The 14,921-nt window shown below is 29.8% G+C and carries 14 protein-coding genes; 10 read left to right on the plus strand and 4 right to left on the minus strand.

Annotated elements, in window-relative coordinates; genetic code table 11:
* Nucleotides 1–12: 12 nt before the first annotated feature.
* From BVC87_RS10505 to BVC87_RS10520, 4 genes are all read left to right on the plus strand, one after another.
* Nucleotides 13–633 carry a trimeric intracellular cation channel family protein gene (locus BVC87_RS10505; protein ID WP_075342331.1) on the plus strand — a complete coding sequence of 207 codons (621 nt, stop codon included), beginning with the start codon at nucleotides 13–15 and terminating at the stop codon, nucleotides 631–633.
* A gap of 20 nt (nucleotides 634–653) precedes the next feature.
* Nucleotides 654–1,196 (plus strand): LysM peptidoglycan-binding domain-containing protein, encoded by a 543-nt coding sequence (locus tag BVC87_RS10510; protein ID WP_075342332.1) that lies wholly within the window; start codon nucleotides 654–656, stop codon nucleotides 1,194–1,196.
* A 380-nt stretch (nucleotides 1,197–1,576) separates the two neighbouring features.
* Nucleotides 1,577–2,659 carry an energy transducer TonB gene (locus BVC87_RS10515; protein WP_075342333.1) on the plus strand — a complete coding sequence of 361 codons (1,083 nt, stop codon included), beginning with the start codon at nucleotides 1,577–1,579 and terminating at the stop codon, nucleotides 2,657–2,659.
* 236 nt (nucleotides 2,660–2,895) lie between these two features.
* Nucleotides 2,896–3,975: a TonB family protein gene (locus tag BVC87_RS10520; protein ID WP_075342334.1), complete on the plus strand. Its 1,080-nt coding sequence runs from the start codon at nucleotides 2,896–2,898 to the stop codon at nucleotides 3,973–3,975.
* 56 nt (nucleotides 3,976–4,031) lie between these two features.
* Here the strand turns inward: BVC87_RS10520 and BVC87_RS10525 are convergent, their stop codons facing one another.
* The 4 genes from BVC87_RS10525 to BVC87_RS10540 are packed head-to-tail and all read right to left on the minus strand — an operon-like array spanning nucleotide 4,032 to nucleotide 9,146.
* On the minus strand, nucleotides 4,032–5,447 hold the full coding sequence (locus BVC87_RS10525) for a TolC family protein (RefSeq protein WP_083629386.1): 1,416 nt from the start codon (nucleotides 5,445–5,447) through the stop codon (nucleotides 4,032–4,034).
* Nucleotides 5,448–5,451: 4 nt separating this feature from the next.
* Nucleotides 5,452–6,819 (minus strand): HlyD family secretion protein, encoded by a 1,368-nt coding sequence (locus tag BVC87_RS10530; RefSeq protein ID WP_075342335.1) that lies wholly within the window; start codon nucleotides 6,817–6,819, stop codon nucleotides 5,452–5,454.
* Entirely contained in the window at nucleotides 6,812–8,476 is a 1,665-nt protein-coding gene (locus tag BVC87_RS10535; RefSeq protein WP_075342336.1) for a peptidase domain-containing ABC transporter, read from the minus strand. The genes BVC87_RS10530 and BVC87_RS10535 overlap by 8 nt, the downstream gene beginning before the upstream one ends.
* A complete protein-coding gene (locus tag BVC87_RS10540) occupies nucleotides 8,466–9,146 on the minus strand; it encodes a TetR/AcrR family transcriptional regulator (protein ID WP_075342337.1) in 681 nt (226 codons plus the stop codon). The genes BVC87_RS10535 and BVC87_RS10540 overlap by 11 nt, the downstream gene beginning before the upstream one ends.
* A gap of 151 nt (nucleotides 9,147–9,297) precedes the next feature.
* Between BVC87_RS10540 and BVC87_RS10545 the strand changes: the two genes are divergently transcribed.
* The 6 genes from BVC87_RS10545 (at nucleotide 9,298) to BVC87_RS10570 (ending at nucleotide 14,846) form a co-directional block, all read left to right on the plus strand.
* A complete protein-coding gene (locus tag BVC87_RS10545; protein ID WP_075342338.1) occupies nucleotides 9,298–9,954 on the plus strand; it encodes a TetR family transcriptional regulator C-terminal domain-containing protein in 657 nt (218 codons plus the stop codon).
* Between the two features lie 109 nt (nucleotides 9,955–10,063).
* The gene (locus tag BVC87_RS10550) at nucleotides 10,064–11,386 is read left to right on the plus strand and encodes an ABC1 kinase family protein (RefSeq protein ID WP_075342381.1); all 1,323 of its coding nucleotides are present in this window, start codon (nucleotides 10,064–10,066) and stop codon (nucleotides 11,384–11,386) included.
* A complete protein-coding gene (locus BVC87_RS10555) occupies nucleotides 11,373–12,005 on the plus strand; it encodes a flavin reductase family protein (RefSeq protein WP_075342339.1) in 633 nt (210 codons plus the stop codon). The genes BVC87_RS10550 and BVC87_RS10555 overlap by 14 nt, the downstream gene beginning before the upstream one ends.
* Nucleotides 12,005–13,423 carry an SDR family oxidoreductase gene (locus tag BVC87_RS10560; RefSeq protein ID WP_075342340.1) on the plus strand — a complete coding sequence of 473 codons (1,419 nt, stop codon included), beginning with the start codon at nucleotides 12,005–12,007 and terminating at the stop codon, nucleotides 13,421–13,423. The genes BVC87_RS10555 and BVC87_RS10560 overlap by 1 nt, the downstream gene beginning before the upstream one ends.
* On the plus strand, nucleotides 13,423–13,566 hold the full coding sequence (locus tag BVC87_RS10565; RefSeq protein ID WP_075342341.1) for a DUF2256 domain-containing protein: 144 nt from the start codon (nucleotides 13,423–13,425) through the stop codon (nucleotides 13,564–13,566). Before BVC87_RS10560 ends, BVC87_RS10565 begins: the two co-directional genes overlap by 1 nt.
* A complete protein-coding gene (locus tag BVC87_RS10570) occupies nucleotides 13,542–14,846 on the plus strand; it encodes a DASH family cryptochrome (RefSeq protein ID WP_075342342.1) in 1,305 nt (434 codons plus the stop codon). Before BVC87_RS10565 ends, BVC87_RS10570 begins: the two co-directional genes overlap by 25 nt.
* Nucleotides 14,847–14,921: the final 75 nt, after the last annotated feature.

The raw sequence follows: 14,921 nt of genomic DNA on the forward strand, positions 1-14,921 counted from the left end.
TCAATTTAGGAGATGGATGTAATTTATGTCATAGATATCTTAGGGACTTTTGCATTTGCAATAAGTGGTGCTTTAGTAGCTTCTAAAAAAGAGTTTGATCTTTTCGGAGTCATTATTTTAGCTTTTGTTACTGCTGTTGGTGGAGGAATGTTAAGAGATATTTTAATAGATGCACATCCTATCAATTGGATAGGAGATTTAAATTATATCAAAACTATCGCAGTTGCAGTAGTTTTTACTTTTCTGTTTAAAAAGAAAATTGAACCTCTTAGAAAAACTTTCTTTTTATTTGACACCATAGGAATCAGTGTGTTTACACTCCTAGGTTTACAAAAAGGATTAAGTTATGATTTGCCTGCTGTTGTAGCTATTATCATGGGAATGGTTTCTGCAGTATTTGGAGGTGTAATCCGTGATGTTTTATCTAGAGAAGTTCCCTTAATTTTTAAAAAAGAAATCTATGCTTCTGCTTGTTTACTAGGTGGCTTGGTATATTTATTGTTATTGAAATTAAATGTTGATGATAATTTAAATTTTATATGTTCAGCTATTATTATAATTTTAGTGAGAACATTATCTGTAATTTATAAATTAGAATTGCCAAAAATTAGAGATGATGTGTTTACATCATAATCACATTTAAATGGATTGAAATGAATAAAATTAACCTCGTACTATTTATTTTAACTTCAGTTTTCGCATTTTCTCAACAGAAAAAATTACCTGAAGGTTGGGATCAAATCTTACTTGATGGAAAAGTAGCTTACATGAACCTAATTACAGGCGATGTGTCTACCAAATTTCCAAAAAATGCAGCTAAAAAACCTGAAAAAGTTGTTGAATATGATCCAACCATAACACATGTGGTTAAAAAAGGAGAGACTTTAAGTAGTATTGCTAGAACATATAATATGAATTTAGCTCAATTGTATCGATTAAATAGCATGGTTAATTTTGATGCTATTGAGGTAGGAGATGAAGTTGTGATTGGTTATGAAGAAAACCCCAATGAAAAAGAAGCAATAGAAACAGTAGAGTCTTCAGTAAATTCAAACAAAGATCTTCATATAGTAACATCTGGAGAAACATTATTTAGTATCTCAAAGAGATATAAAGTATCCGTTGCTTATTTAAAGGAAGTTAATGGATTAAAAAGTAATGCTATTTTTACAGGGCAAAAATTAAGAATCCACTAATTTTAAAAATATTTTTTGAAAAATTTTACTGTGAAAACTATAGCTACTTATAGTTGGTTGTTTATTAGTGTTTTATAAATAACAGTTAATCGTTGTACAGCCACGAAAGCCAGTGTTTATCTAGGTTTTTCATTATAAAAGTGATTTTTTTATGATTTAAATTGCTTTTGTTTAATTAATATTTTAAGTGTGTTTTATTTAGTGATTGTTTATTTTTAGTGTTAAAAAAATAAACATAATTTTGTTTTATTGAAATTCTTTCCTATATTTATTAAGAATTAAATCAATAAAACCTTTATCACTTATTGTTTTCAACTATTGTCTAACCCATTACAATATATTTTACCAATCATATAATGTAAGCCTAATCCCTTAGTACTATGGTTAAAAAAATTACCCTGTTATTAATAGTATTATTTATAACTTCCAACGCTTTTACACAATCTGATAAAACTTGTGATAATCCAGTTGATGAGCCTGCTCTAGATCTTAATAGTATTACAAAATGTGCGATTAAAGATTCAAATGAAAAGTCTGCAAAAAAAGTTACAGTCGAAGTAACTTCCAGAAGAAGAGTTGTGAGGAAAAGAGATGCTGCTACTGGAGTAATGACTAGTGATTACTCTCATAAAATTGCAAGCATGAAAAAGAAAACAGATATTATCAATACTTTAAATGTTAGTAAGAATAATACCGCAATTGTTCCTTTTAACTATGCAGATGAAATTCCATTATTCAAAAAATGTGAGAGTGCACCGATATACCAACAAGAAAAGTGTTTTAAATCTAAATTAGCAAATCATATTAGAAAGAACATGAAGTACCCTGTGGAGGCGTATGAAAAAGGTATTCAAGGTAGAGTACTGGTACATTTTGTAATTAGTAAGGAAGGAAAAGTAGAAAATATTAAAGCAATTTCCCCTTACAAAGGAGAAATACTAGGTAAAGAAGCTAAAAGAATCATTAAAAAGTTGCCTCAATTTATACCAGGTAAGCATGGTGGAAGTTTAACAACAATTAAATATGGTTTACCTATTACTTTTAAAATACCGGGCGTAAAGCGTACTAATATTAGAAAAGTAAGTAAGAAGGTAATTGTAACCGATAAAACGTATGAATTCTCTGATTTAGAAGTGATCCCACAATTTAGTACATGTAAACAAGCTGCTGATAAATCTTTACAATGCTTTAATAAAAATTTAGTGCAACACATACAAGATAATTTTGCTTATCCAACAGCTGCAATTGACAGTGAAATCCAAGGTACAGTTACCATTAAGTTTATAATTAATGATAAAGGTAAGGTGGCAAATATTGAAGCGAAAGGTCCTGCTAATGGAAAAATATTAGAAGATGCTGCAATTAAGTTGATTGAAAAGCTACCAGAATTTCAACCAGCACAAAAAAGTGGAAGGAAGGTTAATGCTAAATATTCTTTCCCTGTAGATTTTAAATTGAATTAATTTTACATAAGAATAACTTTTGTTATTTATAAACCACTCATTGTTTTGAGTGGTTTTTTTATTGTTTTTTAACTATTTTAAAATCAATATGATATGTTTGTTTTTTGAATGTAAAGAGCAATTCGTCGTAACACAATTACCATTCGTCTATACTAAAACGTTATTTGCTACATAACGTTAATTTAACATAGATTGAAATGTTAAATTAGTATCATAATCCCTAAATTCCCCGTATTATGTATAAAATCACTGCTATATGTGTAATGCTATTTGTTTTTGGTGTTTCTGCACAATCTAATAAAACATGTAACAACTCAATAGATGAACCAGCGCTAGACCTTAATAGTATAACGAAATGTTCTACGAAGGATGCTGATGACAAACAAGCTAAGAAAGTAACAGTTCAGGTAACTTCAAGAAGAAGGGTAGTTAGAAAAAGAGACGAAGCTACAGGAGTGATGACAAGTGATTATAGTCACAAATTAGCGAGTATTAAAAAGAAGACAGATGTAATTAATACTTTAAATGTAAGTAATACAAGTGAGGTAGCTATGGTTCCTTTTGATTACGCTGATGAGATTCCTTTATTTAAAGGATGTGAAAAAGAGCCAACATACAGGCAAGAAAAATGTTTTAAAGAAACGTTATCGAATCATATTAGAAAAAACTTGAGATATCCTGAAGAAGCTTACGATAGGGGAGTTCAAGGAAGAGTTTTAGTACATTTCTTAATTGATAAAGAAGGAAATGTAGGACAAATGAAAGTAATTTCGCCTTATAAAGGGGAGCAATTAGGAAAAGAAGCAGAGAGAATAATGAAGAAATTGCCACAATTTATACCAGGTAAACACTTAGGAAAAGCAGTAGCAGTAAAATATGGTTTACCTATTACATTCAGAATTCCAGGTGTAAGACCATCAAACGTTAGAAAAGTAAGTAAAAAGGTTGAAAAAACTGAAGTAACTTATGATTTTGCAATGGTACAGGAAATTCCTCAATTTAAATCTTGTCAAAAATCGGGTGACAAATCATTACAATGCTTTAACAAGAATTTGGTACAACACATACAAGACAATTTTGCATATCCTAGTTTAGCAATAGATAGGGAAATTGAAGGCATGGTAACTATTAAATTCATAATAAATGCAGAAGGTAAAGTAGTTAATGTTGAAGCTAAAGGACCAGCTGGGGGTAAAATATTAGAAACTGCTGCAGCAAACTTAGTTGAGAAATTACCTGATTTTGTACCTGCTAAAAAAGATGGGAAAAAAGTGAATACTACTTATTCGTTCCCTGTTGATTTCAGATTAGATTAAATTTTTAACACAATAATAAATAATACAGGTTTTTAACTTAAGTAAAACCATCCAAATTATTGGATGGTTTTTTCATTATTGTCTTGGTTACTAAGCATTCTGTATAATGAAGCTTTGGATTTTAGAAACTTATTATTAGTGTCTATAAGCTTAAGTTGTGTTTCAATTAATTTTACTTCTCGATAATTAATTAAAAATAAAGAACCTTCACCTAAAATGAATTTACGCTCTTCAGCTTTTACAAGATTTTTATAATCATTGACCAACTCTTCTAAAGTTTCATTTTGTCTTAAAGTAGAAGAAATTTCATTATCAATTGTTTTCATCTTGTTATTCAAATCCACTTTATTAGCGGAGATAACAAATTCGATATCTTGTAATTGCAGTTTTGCTAACTTGAGTTCCGAACGTTCTTTTCTTAAAAACAATGGGATGTAAAAGTTTATACCTCCCTTGTAATTATTAGTGTTGAAATTGGTTAACTCATTAAACTTAGGAGTTAAAAAATTATATTCTACATCTATTTTTGGAAGTAGATTATTCATTTTTAATCGCTTATTTACAATTAAACTTTGCTTTTCGTACTCTAAAGATTTTATTTTAAGGTGATTATCATTATTAATAGAGTCTAGTGTGTTCGTTTCAATATTTAAAGCACCGTCAATATTTTTAAAGGTATTAACATCAGGTATAACAGAGGTTTCTAATTCTAAAGGAATATTATCACTTAACCATAAATAATTAGCAAGCTTTAACTTTGATTTTATATAAGATAATTTTGCTTTCTCTAAATCAAGTTTTCTGTTTTTTAGATTAATACTAGCTTCAAGTGTGTCTACAGCTGGTTTGTCACCCGCAAAATAACTCTTCTTTACAATGTTTAAACGATTATTGGCATTCTTAAGAAAATCTTCATAAACAATTTGAGTTTGATAATTTTTAAGCCACTCAAAATACGTAGTAATTGCATTATAAAGAATTTCATTTACTTGTAATTGTTGTTTAGCAATAGCTTGTTTAGTATACAACTTAGCTCTTTTCAATGTAGCCATTCTTTCGTTAGTCAATAAACCTTTTGCTAAAGAAAGTGATACACCAATCCCATATAAACCTTCATCAGGTACATTACGCTCTGGATTTAGAAAAATTCCAGAGTTGTTTTCATAATTAGCTTTAAATTCTATGCCGTACCAAGTTGGTATTTTGAATGTAGAATTTAACTTATCAAAATATTCTGTTTTCTTGAACTTTTTTCTATCATAATCTACAGCAATCTTAGGATCGAAAGCACCTCTAGCTTTTAACAACTTAATTTCTCCTTCGGTACTAATTAATTTCGCCTGCTTTACAATGGGGTGGAACTGTTTTACATACCCAATATACTCTTCTAATAGAAGTATATTGTTATTATCAGTTTGCCCTATTAATGTGTAAATAGACAATGACAATAAGAGTAATAACTTACTTTTCATATGACTATTTTATTTTTAGCTTAAGTTTATCTTCTTTTTTTTCTTTCTTTTGAGGTTGATAGAAGTTAGGAGGAAAGCTGTTAATTTGTCTCCATAATTCAAACCAAATAGGAACATTATCTAACAACGCAATTGTTTTAGCGCCCGAACCTACTCTAATTGCCTCAGGCCAAGCTGCAGTATCTTTATTTGGCGCTAAAAGTACTCTGTACATACCATTATCACTAATAAAGTTTTCTATAGCTACTACCTTTGCTCCGTAAGTTCCATAAGAAACATTTGGCCAACCACTAAATACAATTGCAGGCCAACCATCAAACTCAATTCGAACATCTTCATCTATATGAATTAATGGTAAATCAATTGGTCTTACAAACATTTCAACAGCTAACTCATAATTAGCAGGCATAATACCAACCAATTGCTCTCCTTCTTTAAATGTTTCACCAATTCCGCCTTTTATTGCTTTGTTAATATAACCATCTTGTGGAGCTGTTATATATAGTAAACTTGTTCTTTTAGTATAGTTTGCTACACTAGTTTCTAATTTTGATACTTGTACTTCGGTATCTAAAGTAGCAGATCGAGCAGTAAATAAATTGCTTTCAGCTTTTGAGATTTTATCTTGATAAGTTGCATTAAGAGTAGTAATAGCTAACTCGGTATTAATTACATTATTCTGAGAAGTCAAATATTTATTCTGTTGAGAGATTAATTTAGCATTAGCTTCCTGAAATTTAGCTCTTTTATCTTCAACATCTTTCACGGCCTTTATCCCTTCTTTTTGAAGTTCAATAACACGATTCAATTGTGTTTCAGCTATAGAACTCTTAGTTTTAATAGCTTCTAAATCAATACTATCACTTTTTACTTTTAAATGTGCTTGTATCAGTTTATTTTTTGCCTGTTTTAGTTTTAAAGTTCTTTCGCTTTGTAAAGCTTTGATCTGATTTTCTAAAGCTGTTACTTTATTTCGATACGCACCAATAGATTGTGTTTTAATATTCAACTGATCTTGCGTTCGTCTGGCAAGTTGACCGTCAAAATATTCACTTTTAACTTCAGAAATTCTAAGAATTGTATCTCCTTTTTTTACAAAATCTCCTTCTCGAACATACCACTCTTCAATTCTACCAGGAATTTGTGATTGCAATGTCTGTGGTCTTTGATTAGGTTTTAATGTGGTAACATTTCCTTTACTTGAAATATTTTGTGTCCATGGTAAAAACAATATAATCAAAAGTATTACTGAAAAAGCTAGCAAGAACTTTCTAAAACTTTTATGATATTCAACGGAAAAAATCTCTTTTCCAGAATCGTATTTAGTAATATCAATATCGTTAGCAATTGAATTTTTTGATATATTAAGCATAGCTGTTTATTTTTAAATTTCCATTATCTAAACAAAGGTGTTTACTACATTTTTCTTTCCAGGTACTATCGTTACTTACTACAATTAATCCCCAAGGTCTAATAGGGTCAGTAATATAGTTAACAATGCGTTCCACTTCTTTTGTTTTTAGTTGGTATACTGGATCTTCTAAAATCAAAAGTTTAGGTTTTTTTGCTATAGCTCTTGCTAAGATTATTTTTTTATTAATTGAGTAAGCTACTTGTCTTCCTTCTGGCTCTATAACTGTATTTAAACCATTGGGTTGTAGTTTTAAAAAGTCTACTAATCCTACAACTTCAAAAATTTCATAAATTTCTTTATCGGAAATGTTAGGGTCATTTAAAGTAATGTTTTCTCTTAGTGTACCTTCAAATGGTGTTTCATTTAAAAATGAAATACCAAGTTTAGATCTGTAATCTTTTATGTTAAGGCTGTCTATAGATAAATTATTAACATGTACTGAGCCAGAAGTTGGTTCAATTAATCCAGGGATTAGTCGTAAAAAACTAGCTTTACTTGATACACTCTTTCCTTCAATTAAAATTCGATCTTTTTGATTGATTTCAAAAGAGACATCATTTAAAATAGGTTCATTTCTGGTGTGCGCTTTGTAGGTAACGTTTTCTATAGAAATATGAAGTTCTTCTTCTATAATTTCTCCCTTTTGATTCTCTATAGACTTATCTGTAACCTGTCCTAATTTTTCAATAGAAGTTAATACGTCATAAAAGGATTCTAAGCCTAAAATTAATTTCTCTACTGAACTGATAACTAAGATTACAATAATTTCTGCTGCAACAAACTGCCCGATGTTCATTTTTTGATCCAGTACTAAATATCCTCCAATTAATAAAAGTCCAGCGGTTACTAATACTTTAAAACTAATCATTTGGATGAATTGTAAGACTAGAATTTTAAAGTGGCTTTCTCTAGAGTTTAAGTATTCTTTTACTAATTCATCATTTTTCTGAAGTGCAAGATTAGTTTTTCCTGATAATTTGAAACTAATAACAGATCTAGCTACTTCTTGTAACCAATGCACAACTTTATATTTATTCTTAGATTCTTGTAAACTAGTATCTATTCCTCTTTGAGCAGTAAACTTAAATACGATGTAGACTAAAAGTATTAGTAGAATACCAAAAATGATAAAGAAAGGATGATAAAAAGAAAGTAGAAATAGTGCAAACACAATTTGTAAGAATGCAGAAGGAACATCAATTAAAATTTTAGATAATCCTTTTTGAATAGTTAATGTATCAAAAAAACGATTGGCTAGTTCAGGTAAATAGTAATGTTCTAGCTCTTTCATTTTAATTTTAGGAAAACGGTAACTTAATTCAAAAGAAGCTCTAGTAAATATTCGTTGTTGAATAGTTTCTATAATTCTTAGTTGCATTAGTTTTAGTGTTCCGGAAAAAGCAACTCCTAAGGTTACTAAGAAAACTAAAACAACCCAAGAAGCAGATACTTGTGCACCCTGTAATAAATTTATAATAGCTTGTATACCTAATGGTAATGAGAGGGCTACTAGACCTTCAAAAATAGCAAAATATGCAATTTGGAAAGTGTCTTTTCGTTCAAGTTGTATCAAACCAACAAATCGTTTCCATGGAGATAAAGAATTAGTTGTCATTAGCAAGTGTTTTTATAACTAAGTGAGTATAAAATTGAGTTGGTGTAACCGATTCGTTACAATTGGTAATAGTAGTGAAATGTTGTTTCATAAATTGTTGATGTAAAGCTCCTTCTGTAATAGAACTAGCCAGGCTTAAAGGGTATTCATAGTCTTTATTATATTCTGAAATAATTTCAGCCAATCGTCTTACTACTCTTTTGTAAGGGAGGAAATACCCTTCTTTGTTTTCAGAATCTACACTTTTGGTTAAATATGATTTTGAATTTTCATTGATGATAATTTTATTTAATAATACCTCATTAATGTGAGAGAAATTCTGATCTTCTTGGGTTGTTCTAGTTACAATTTCAACAGCTTTGATAACTTTTTCTTTAGCATCTTTAATGCTGAATGTTTCAATAACGAGTTGATACTCTAACCATCTCCAATACCAAGAGCTTAAGTAGATGAGTAGTTTGTGTTTACTTTCAAAATAACGGTAAATAGAACTTTCATTAGAACCTATTTTAGTTCCTAGTTTTTTAAAGTTGAAATTTTCAAAACCAATTTCTTCTATAAGAATAATACTGTTTTCGACTATCTTTTTTCCTAATGTTGAAGACTCAGGGTTCTTTAAATAAATCCCTTCAGGTACTTCAATCTTTATGCTTGAAAGTAATTTATCCATTATTGATTGTTTTTTTTGCAAATATAATAGTAATACTATTAATAAAAAGTTAAAATAATATTATTGTTTAACCTTTTTGCTTTTAAATTAAACATAAAATAAGTATCTTTGAAGTGACTAAAGCATATAATGCAATTAAAATCAGTTTATAATGGCTAAAAAGAAAAATATTAGCAAACAAGATATAATAACTATGTATATGGATTATGTGTTAGAGCACAATGAAGATCCAAAGTCTGTATACAAATTTGCAAAAGAAAATAATTTTGATGAGCAGTTATTTTATCAAAGTTTTACTTCCTTCGAAGCGGTGAAAAAGTCAATTTTTACTGCTTTTTTTGAAAATACTATAAGTTTACTTCATAAAAGTGAAGAATACGAAACCTTTGATGCAAGAAATCAATTGTTGAGTTTTTATTATACTTTTTTTGAGCTCCTAACAGCTAATAGGAGTTATGTAGTCTATGCACTTCAGCAAAACAATTCAAAATTAAATGCAATCAAATCTCTTGGTGAATTACGTAAACATTTTAAAAAGTATGTAGATAATTTACCTATTGAGAAATTAGAAGTAAAGCAAGAACGCTTAGAAAAAATACAAGACAGAGCCATTAGTGAGAGTGCTTGGGCTCAACTTATAATTACTATGAAATTTTGGATGGAAGATACTTCTGCTTCTTTTGAGAAAACAGACTTGTTTATTGAAAAAGCAGTAAATGCGAGCTTTGATATACTTAATATAGCACCAATTAAAAGTGTTATAGACTTAGGAAAGTTTTTATTAAAAGAGAATTTAATGAAATCATAAATTAATTAGGGTTAGTCATTTCGAGTTTATACTTTGAAATGATTTTATGTGTGAGAGTTTTAATAAAGATTCAATTTTTTTTGAATCTTCTGAATTAAAAAATAAACAAATGAAGACAATAGATAATATACCCACTTCTAAAATACAAAGAGCTTCAAAATTAGTACAAACAGGTGCTAAAGTAGGAGTGAATTATTTAAAATATTATGGAAGTAAACTAGTAAATGGTGAAGATGAAGCCAAAGAACAATTAAATAAAGATAATGCTGAAGATATTTATAATGGTTTAAAGCAATTGAAGGGTAGTGCTTTAAAAGTAGCACAAATGTTAAGTATGGAAAAAGGAATTTTGCCGCAAGCATACGTTGAGCAATTTTCGCTGTCTCAATTTTCAGTGCCACCTTTATCTGCTCCTTTAGTGAAAAAAACATTCAAAAAGTATTTTGGTAAAGCACCTAATGAATTATTTGACAAGTTTAATCTGAATGCGGTAAGTGGTGCTAGTATTGGTCAGGTTCACCTAGCAGAAAAAGAAGGAAAAAAATATGCGGTTAAAATCCAATATCCAGGTGTGGCAGAAAGTATTTCTTCTGATTTGGCTTTAGTAAAACCGATTGCTATTAAAATGTTTAACATAAGAGGCAAGGATAGTGATAAGTACTTTAAAGAGGTAGAAAATAAGCTCATTGAAGAAACAAATTATATACTGGAGGTAGAGCAAAGTCAGTCTATTGTAGAATCTTGCAAGCATATTAACAATTTAAGGTTTCCAAACTATTATAAAGATTTTTCTTCGGACAGAATTATTACGATGGATTGGATGGAAGGTGTCCACCTATCTGAATTTACAGCAGTGAATAAAGATCAGGAGAAAGCTAATCAATTAGGACAAGCACTATGGGACTTTTATATGTATCAAATGCATATTTTGAAAAAAGTACATGCAGATCCACATCCTGGGAATTTTTTAGTGTCTAAAGATAATGAACTCATTGTTTTAGATTTTGGCTGTATGAAAGCTGTACCTGAAGAGTTTTATAAACCTTATTTTGAATTGGCAAAAAAAGAAAATATTTCTGACCCAGAGTTCTTTGTAGAAAAACTATATGAATTAGAAATTCTTAGAGAAGATGATACTCCTGAAGAACTAGCTTTTTTTACAGATATGTTCCATGAAATGCTAAGCCTATTCACTCAACCTTTCAATACCAAAGAATTTGATTTTTCAGATGAAACGTTTTTTGGGAAGATCACCGAACTTGGGACTAAATATTCTAAGAGCACAGAACTAAGAAACATGAATGGAAATAGAGGATCTAAGCATTTTATTTATATCAACAGAACATTTTTTGGTTTATACAATTTAATGCACGATTTGAAAGCAAAGAATATTAAGATTAACAACTTTACACAATACGATGGCGTTTTTTAATAGAGAAGATATAGACAATTTTGATAAAATTCATAGAATAAATCTAATGAATAGCCTTTCTGGTTATAAATCAGCTAACTTATTAGGTAGTATTTCTCCTGAAGGTCAAGAAAACGTTGCGGTATTTAGTTCTGTAGTACATTTAGGATCTACACCACCAGTATTAGGATTTATTTTACGTCCTACAACTGTTCCTAGAAATACGTATGAAAATCTAAAAGAAACAGGTTTTTATACAATCAATCATATCACGCAAACTATTGCCGAAGATGCACATCATACTTCAGCAAAATACGATAAGGGAATTTCAGAATTTGAAATGACGAGCTTAACCCCTGAATATAAAAATGGTTTTTTAGCACCATTTGTACAAGAATCACCAGTACAGATTGGTATGAAGTATTTAGAAGAATATTATATCAAAGCAAATGATACTATAATGGTTGTTGGAGAAATTCAATTCTTTTATGTGAAGGATGAAATGCTACAAGAAGATGGTTTTTTAAACTTGTCAAAGGGTAGAGTTGCTACAATTAATGGTTTAGATGGTTATGCAATACCTAATTTATTCACTAGATATGAATATCAACGACCTAAAAAAATAGAAAATAGTATTTAATGAAAATTTTAATCACAGGAACAACAGGTTACATTGCCAAACGTTTGGTGTTACAGCTTTTAGAAGCCGGACATCAATTGGTTTGTTGTGTCCGTGATTTACATCGAATTCCTGATGAAATTGAGTATGAAGATAATATAGAGTTCATTAAAGTTGATTTTCTACATGATAATTTAGAACCTTTTCCTAAAGATATTGATGTAGCTTATTATCTTATTCATTCGATGTCTACTACAGCAACACATTTTGAAGATTTAGAACAAAAATGTGCTCAGAACTTTAAAATGCTAGTAGAAAATACCAACTGTAAGCAAGTAATTTATTTAAGTGGAATTGTAAATGACGATTCATTATCTAAGCATCTACAATCTAGATATCAGGTAGAACAAACACTAGGGTCTAATAGTTATGCATTAACTACATTTAGAGCAGGAATTATTGTAGGTAGCGGGAGTGCTTCTTTTGAAATTATTAGAGATATAGTAGAAAAGCTACCTGTAATGATTACTCCAAAATGGTTGAATACCAAATCACAACCCATAGCTATTAGAGATGTATTGAGTTTTTTAAGTAATGCCTTGGGTAATGATATAACGTATAATATGTCCTTTGATATCTGTGGCCCTGAAATATTGACATACAAACAAATGTTACTTCAATTTGCTCAAGTAAGAGGATTGAAAAGATACATTTTCACTTTGCCTGTACTTACTCCCAAAATGTCTTCATATTGGCTATACTTTGTTACTTCTACATCGTTCAATTTAGCGAAAGCTTTAGTGGACAGTATGAAGGTAGAAGTAGTTGCTAAGCCCAGCGATATAAATAAACAACTAAATGTAAATCCTATTACATATAAACAAGCTGTGGCTTTAGCATTTCAAAAGATAGAACAAAATGAAGTAATATCAAGTTGGAAAGATGCTATGAGTAGTGGTGTATTTAATGATCAGTTGAATACACACATCAAAGTACCAAATTATGGATGTTTTAAAGATATTCGATCAAGGAAAATTATAGATGAAAACTTTACAATAGATAAAATTTGGTCTATTGGAGGTGAAAATGGTTGGTATAGTTTCAACTGGTTATGGAAAATAAGAGGATATGTAGATAAACTCTTTGGAGGTGTTGGTTTGCGTAGAGGAAGAACCCATAATACATATTTGGAGCCAGGCGATCCTTTAGATTTTTGGCGCGTGTTATTAGCGGATAAAAAACAAAAGCGATTGTTATTGTTCGCAGAAATGAAATTGCCTGGAGAAGCTTGGCTGGAATTTAAAATAGTTAAAGATCAATTATACCAAAGAGCAGTATTTAGACCCAAAGGAATATGGGGTAGAATGTATTGGTATGCCGTATTACCTTTTCACGCATTTGTATTTAAAGGAATGATAAACGCATTAGTAAATCCATAGTGAAGAATGTAAAAAAACAACACTTACCTAGTAAAATTTGTCCTGTTTGTCAACGTCCATTTACATGGAGAAAAAAATGGGAAAGAAACTGGGAAAATGTAAAATATTGTAGTAAAAAATGCAGCACAAAAAAACAGCCATAGTTTGGTTTACAAATAACCTTAGAGTTCAAGATAACAAAGCGCTACATGATGCTTGTGAAAATTATGAACGTGTTATTGGTGTGTATTGCTTTGATAAAAAGAACTTTGAAAAAGAACAATTTGGATTTAAAAAAATAGGAAAATATAGAGCTAAATTTTTAATAGAATCAGTACAAGATCTATCTGAAAATTTGAAGAATTTTAATATCCCTCTTTTCGTTACTCATGACTATTCTCATCATTTTTTGCCGATTTTTTGTCTGACACACGAAGCAAACGCTTTCTTCTTTCTAAACGAGTTTACTCATGAAGAAGAGAGGGAAATCAAAAAAATAACAGAAGCATTGCCTGATGACATAGAAATTCATCAATATTATGATCAATTTTTATTTCACCCAGATGAAATACCCATGGAAATCAATAAAATTCCAGAAGTATTTACTGCATTTAGAAAAAAGTTAGAAAAATACGGAACAATACAAAAAGAAGTCCTTCCCATAGCAAAGGATAAATCAAATCTTATTGAAACGAATACAATTATTCCTACATTAAAAGATTTAGGTTTTGAAGATTTTTCTGTTCCTTCTAATACAGCTTTTCCATATTCAGGAGGAGAAAATGCAGCTAAAAAAAGGATGCATCATTACTTTTTTGAAAGTAAAAAGTTATCCTTTTATAAGAAAACCAGAAACGGATTAATCGGAGTAGATTATAGCTCAAAGTTTTCACCTTGGTTGGCTAATGGTGCAATCTCAGCAAGAACTATTTATTGGGAAGTCAAAGCTTACGAGAAAGAATTTGGAAGTAATCAGTCTACCTATTGGTTAATTTTTGAATTACTATGGAGAGATTATTTCAAGTACTTATCACTGAAGCATAAAAACAATATATTCAAAATAGAAGGGATAAAACAAGTTCCTTATGAGTGGAGTTCAAATGAACATAAAATAAAACAATGGATTAACGGAGAAACAGCAGAGCCTTTTGTGAATGCGAATATGATTGAGTTGAAAAAAACTGGATGGATGAGTAACCGTGGACGACAAAATGTAGCTTCATATTTTGCAAAAGAACTGTTATTGGATTGGAGAATTGGTGCGGCATATTTTGAAAGTATGTTGATTGATTATGATGTACATAGTAATTATGGAAACTGGCAATATGTAGCTGGTGTTGGTAATGATCCAAGAGATAGAAAGTTTAATGTAAAACTACAGGCAGAACGATATGACGCTGATGGTAAATTCCAAAGATTGTGGTTACAGCCTAGTCTTTTTTAAGGATCAACATATAAAGGTAATTACATAGCAATTAAAAGTTTCATCATAAAGATTAAGATACAAGAGAACAAGTAT

It is taken from the genome of Tenacibaculum agarivorans, assembly GCF_001936575.1.
Lineage (GTDB): Bacteria > Bacteroidota > Bacteroidia > Flavobacteriales > Flavobacteriaceae > Polaribacter > Polaribacter agarivorans.

Bases quoted from the DNA above. Each gene is read 5' to 3' on its own strand.
- BVC87_RS10505 (WP_075342331.1), top strand. From the start codon at position 13: ATGGATGTAATTTATGTCATAGATATCTTAGGGACTTTTGCATTTGCA.
- BVC87_RS10510 (WP_075342332.1), top strand. From the start codon at position 654: ATGAATAAAATTAACCTCGTACTATTTATTTTAACTTCAGTTTTCGCA.
- BVC87_RS10515 (WP_075342333.1), top strand. From the start codon at position 1,577: ATGGTTAAAAAAATTACCCTGTTATTAATAGTATTATTTATAACTTCC.
- BVC87_RS10520 (WP_075342334.1), top strand. From the start codon at position 2,896: ATGTATAAAATCACTGCTATATGTGTAATGCTATTTGTTTTTGGTGTT.
- BVC87_RS10525 (WP_083629386.1), bottom strand. From the start codon at position 5,447: ATGAAAAGTAAGTTATTACTCTTATTGTCATTGTCTATTTACACATTA.
- BVC87_RS10530 (WP_075342335.1), bottom strand. From the start codon at position 6,819: ATGCTTAATATATCAAAAAATTCAATTGCTAACGATATTGATATTACT.
- BVC87_RS10535 (WP_075342336.1), bottom strand. From the start codon at position 8,476: ATGACAACTAATTCTTTATCTCCATGGAAACGATTTGTTGGTTTGATA.
- BVC87_RS10540 (WP_075342337.1), bottom strand. From the start codon at position 9,146: ATGGATAAATTACTTTCAAGCATAAAGATTGAAGTACCTGAAGGGATT.
- BVC87_RS10545 (WP_075342338.1), top strand. From the start codon at position 9,298: ATGGCTAAAAAGAAAAATATTAGCAAACAAGATATAATAACTATGTAT.
- BVC87_RS10550 (WP_075342381.1), top strand. From the start codon at position 10,064: ATGAAGACAATAGATAATATACCCACTTCTAAAATACAAAGAGCTTCA.
- BVC87_RS10555 (WP_075342339.1), top strand. From the start codon at position 11,373: ATGGCGTTTTTTAATAGAGAAGATATAGACAATTTTGATAAAATTCAT.
- BVC87_RS10560 (WP_075342340.1), top strand. From the start codon at position 12,005: ATGAAAATTTTAATCACAGGAACAACAGGTTACATTGCCAAACGTTTG.
- BVC87_RS10570 (WP_075342342.1), top strand. From the start codon at position 13,542: ATGCAGCACAAAAAAACAGCCATAGTTTGGTTTACAAATAACCTTAGA.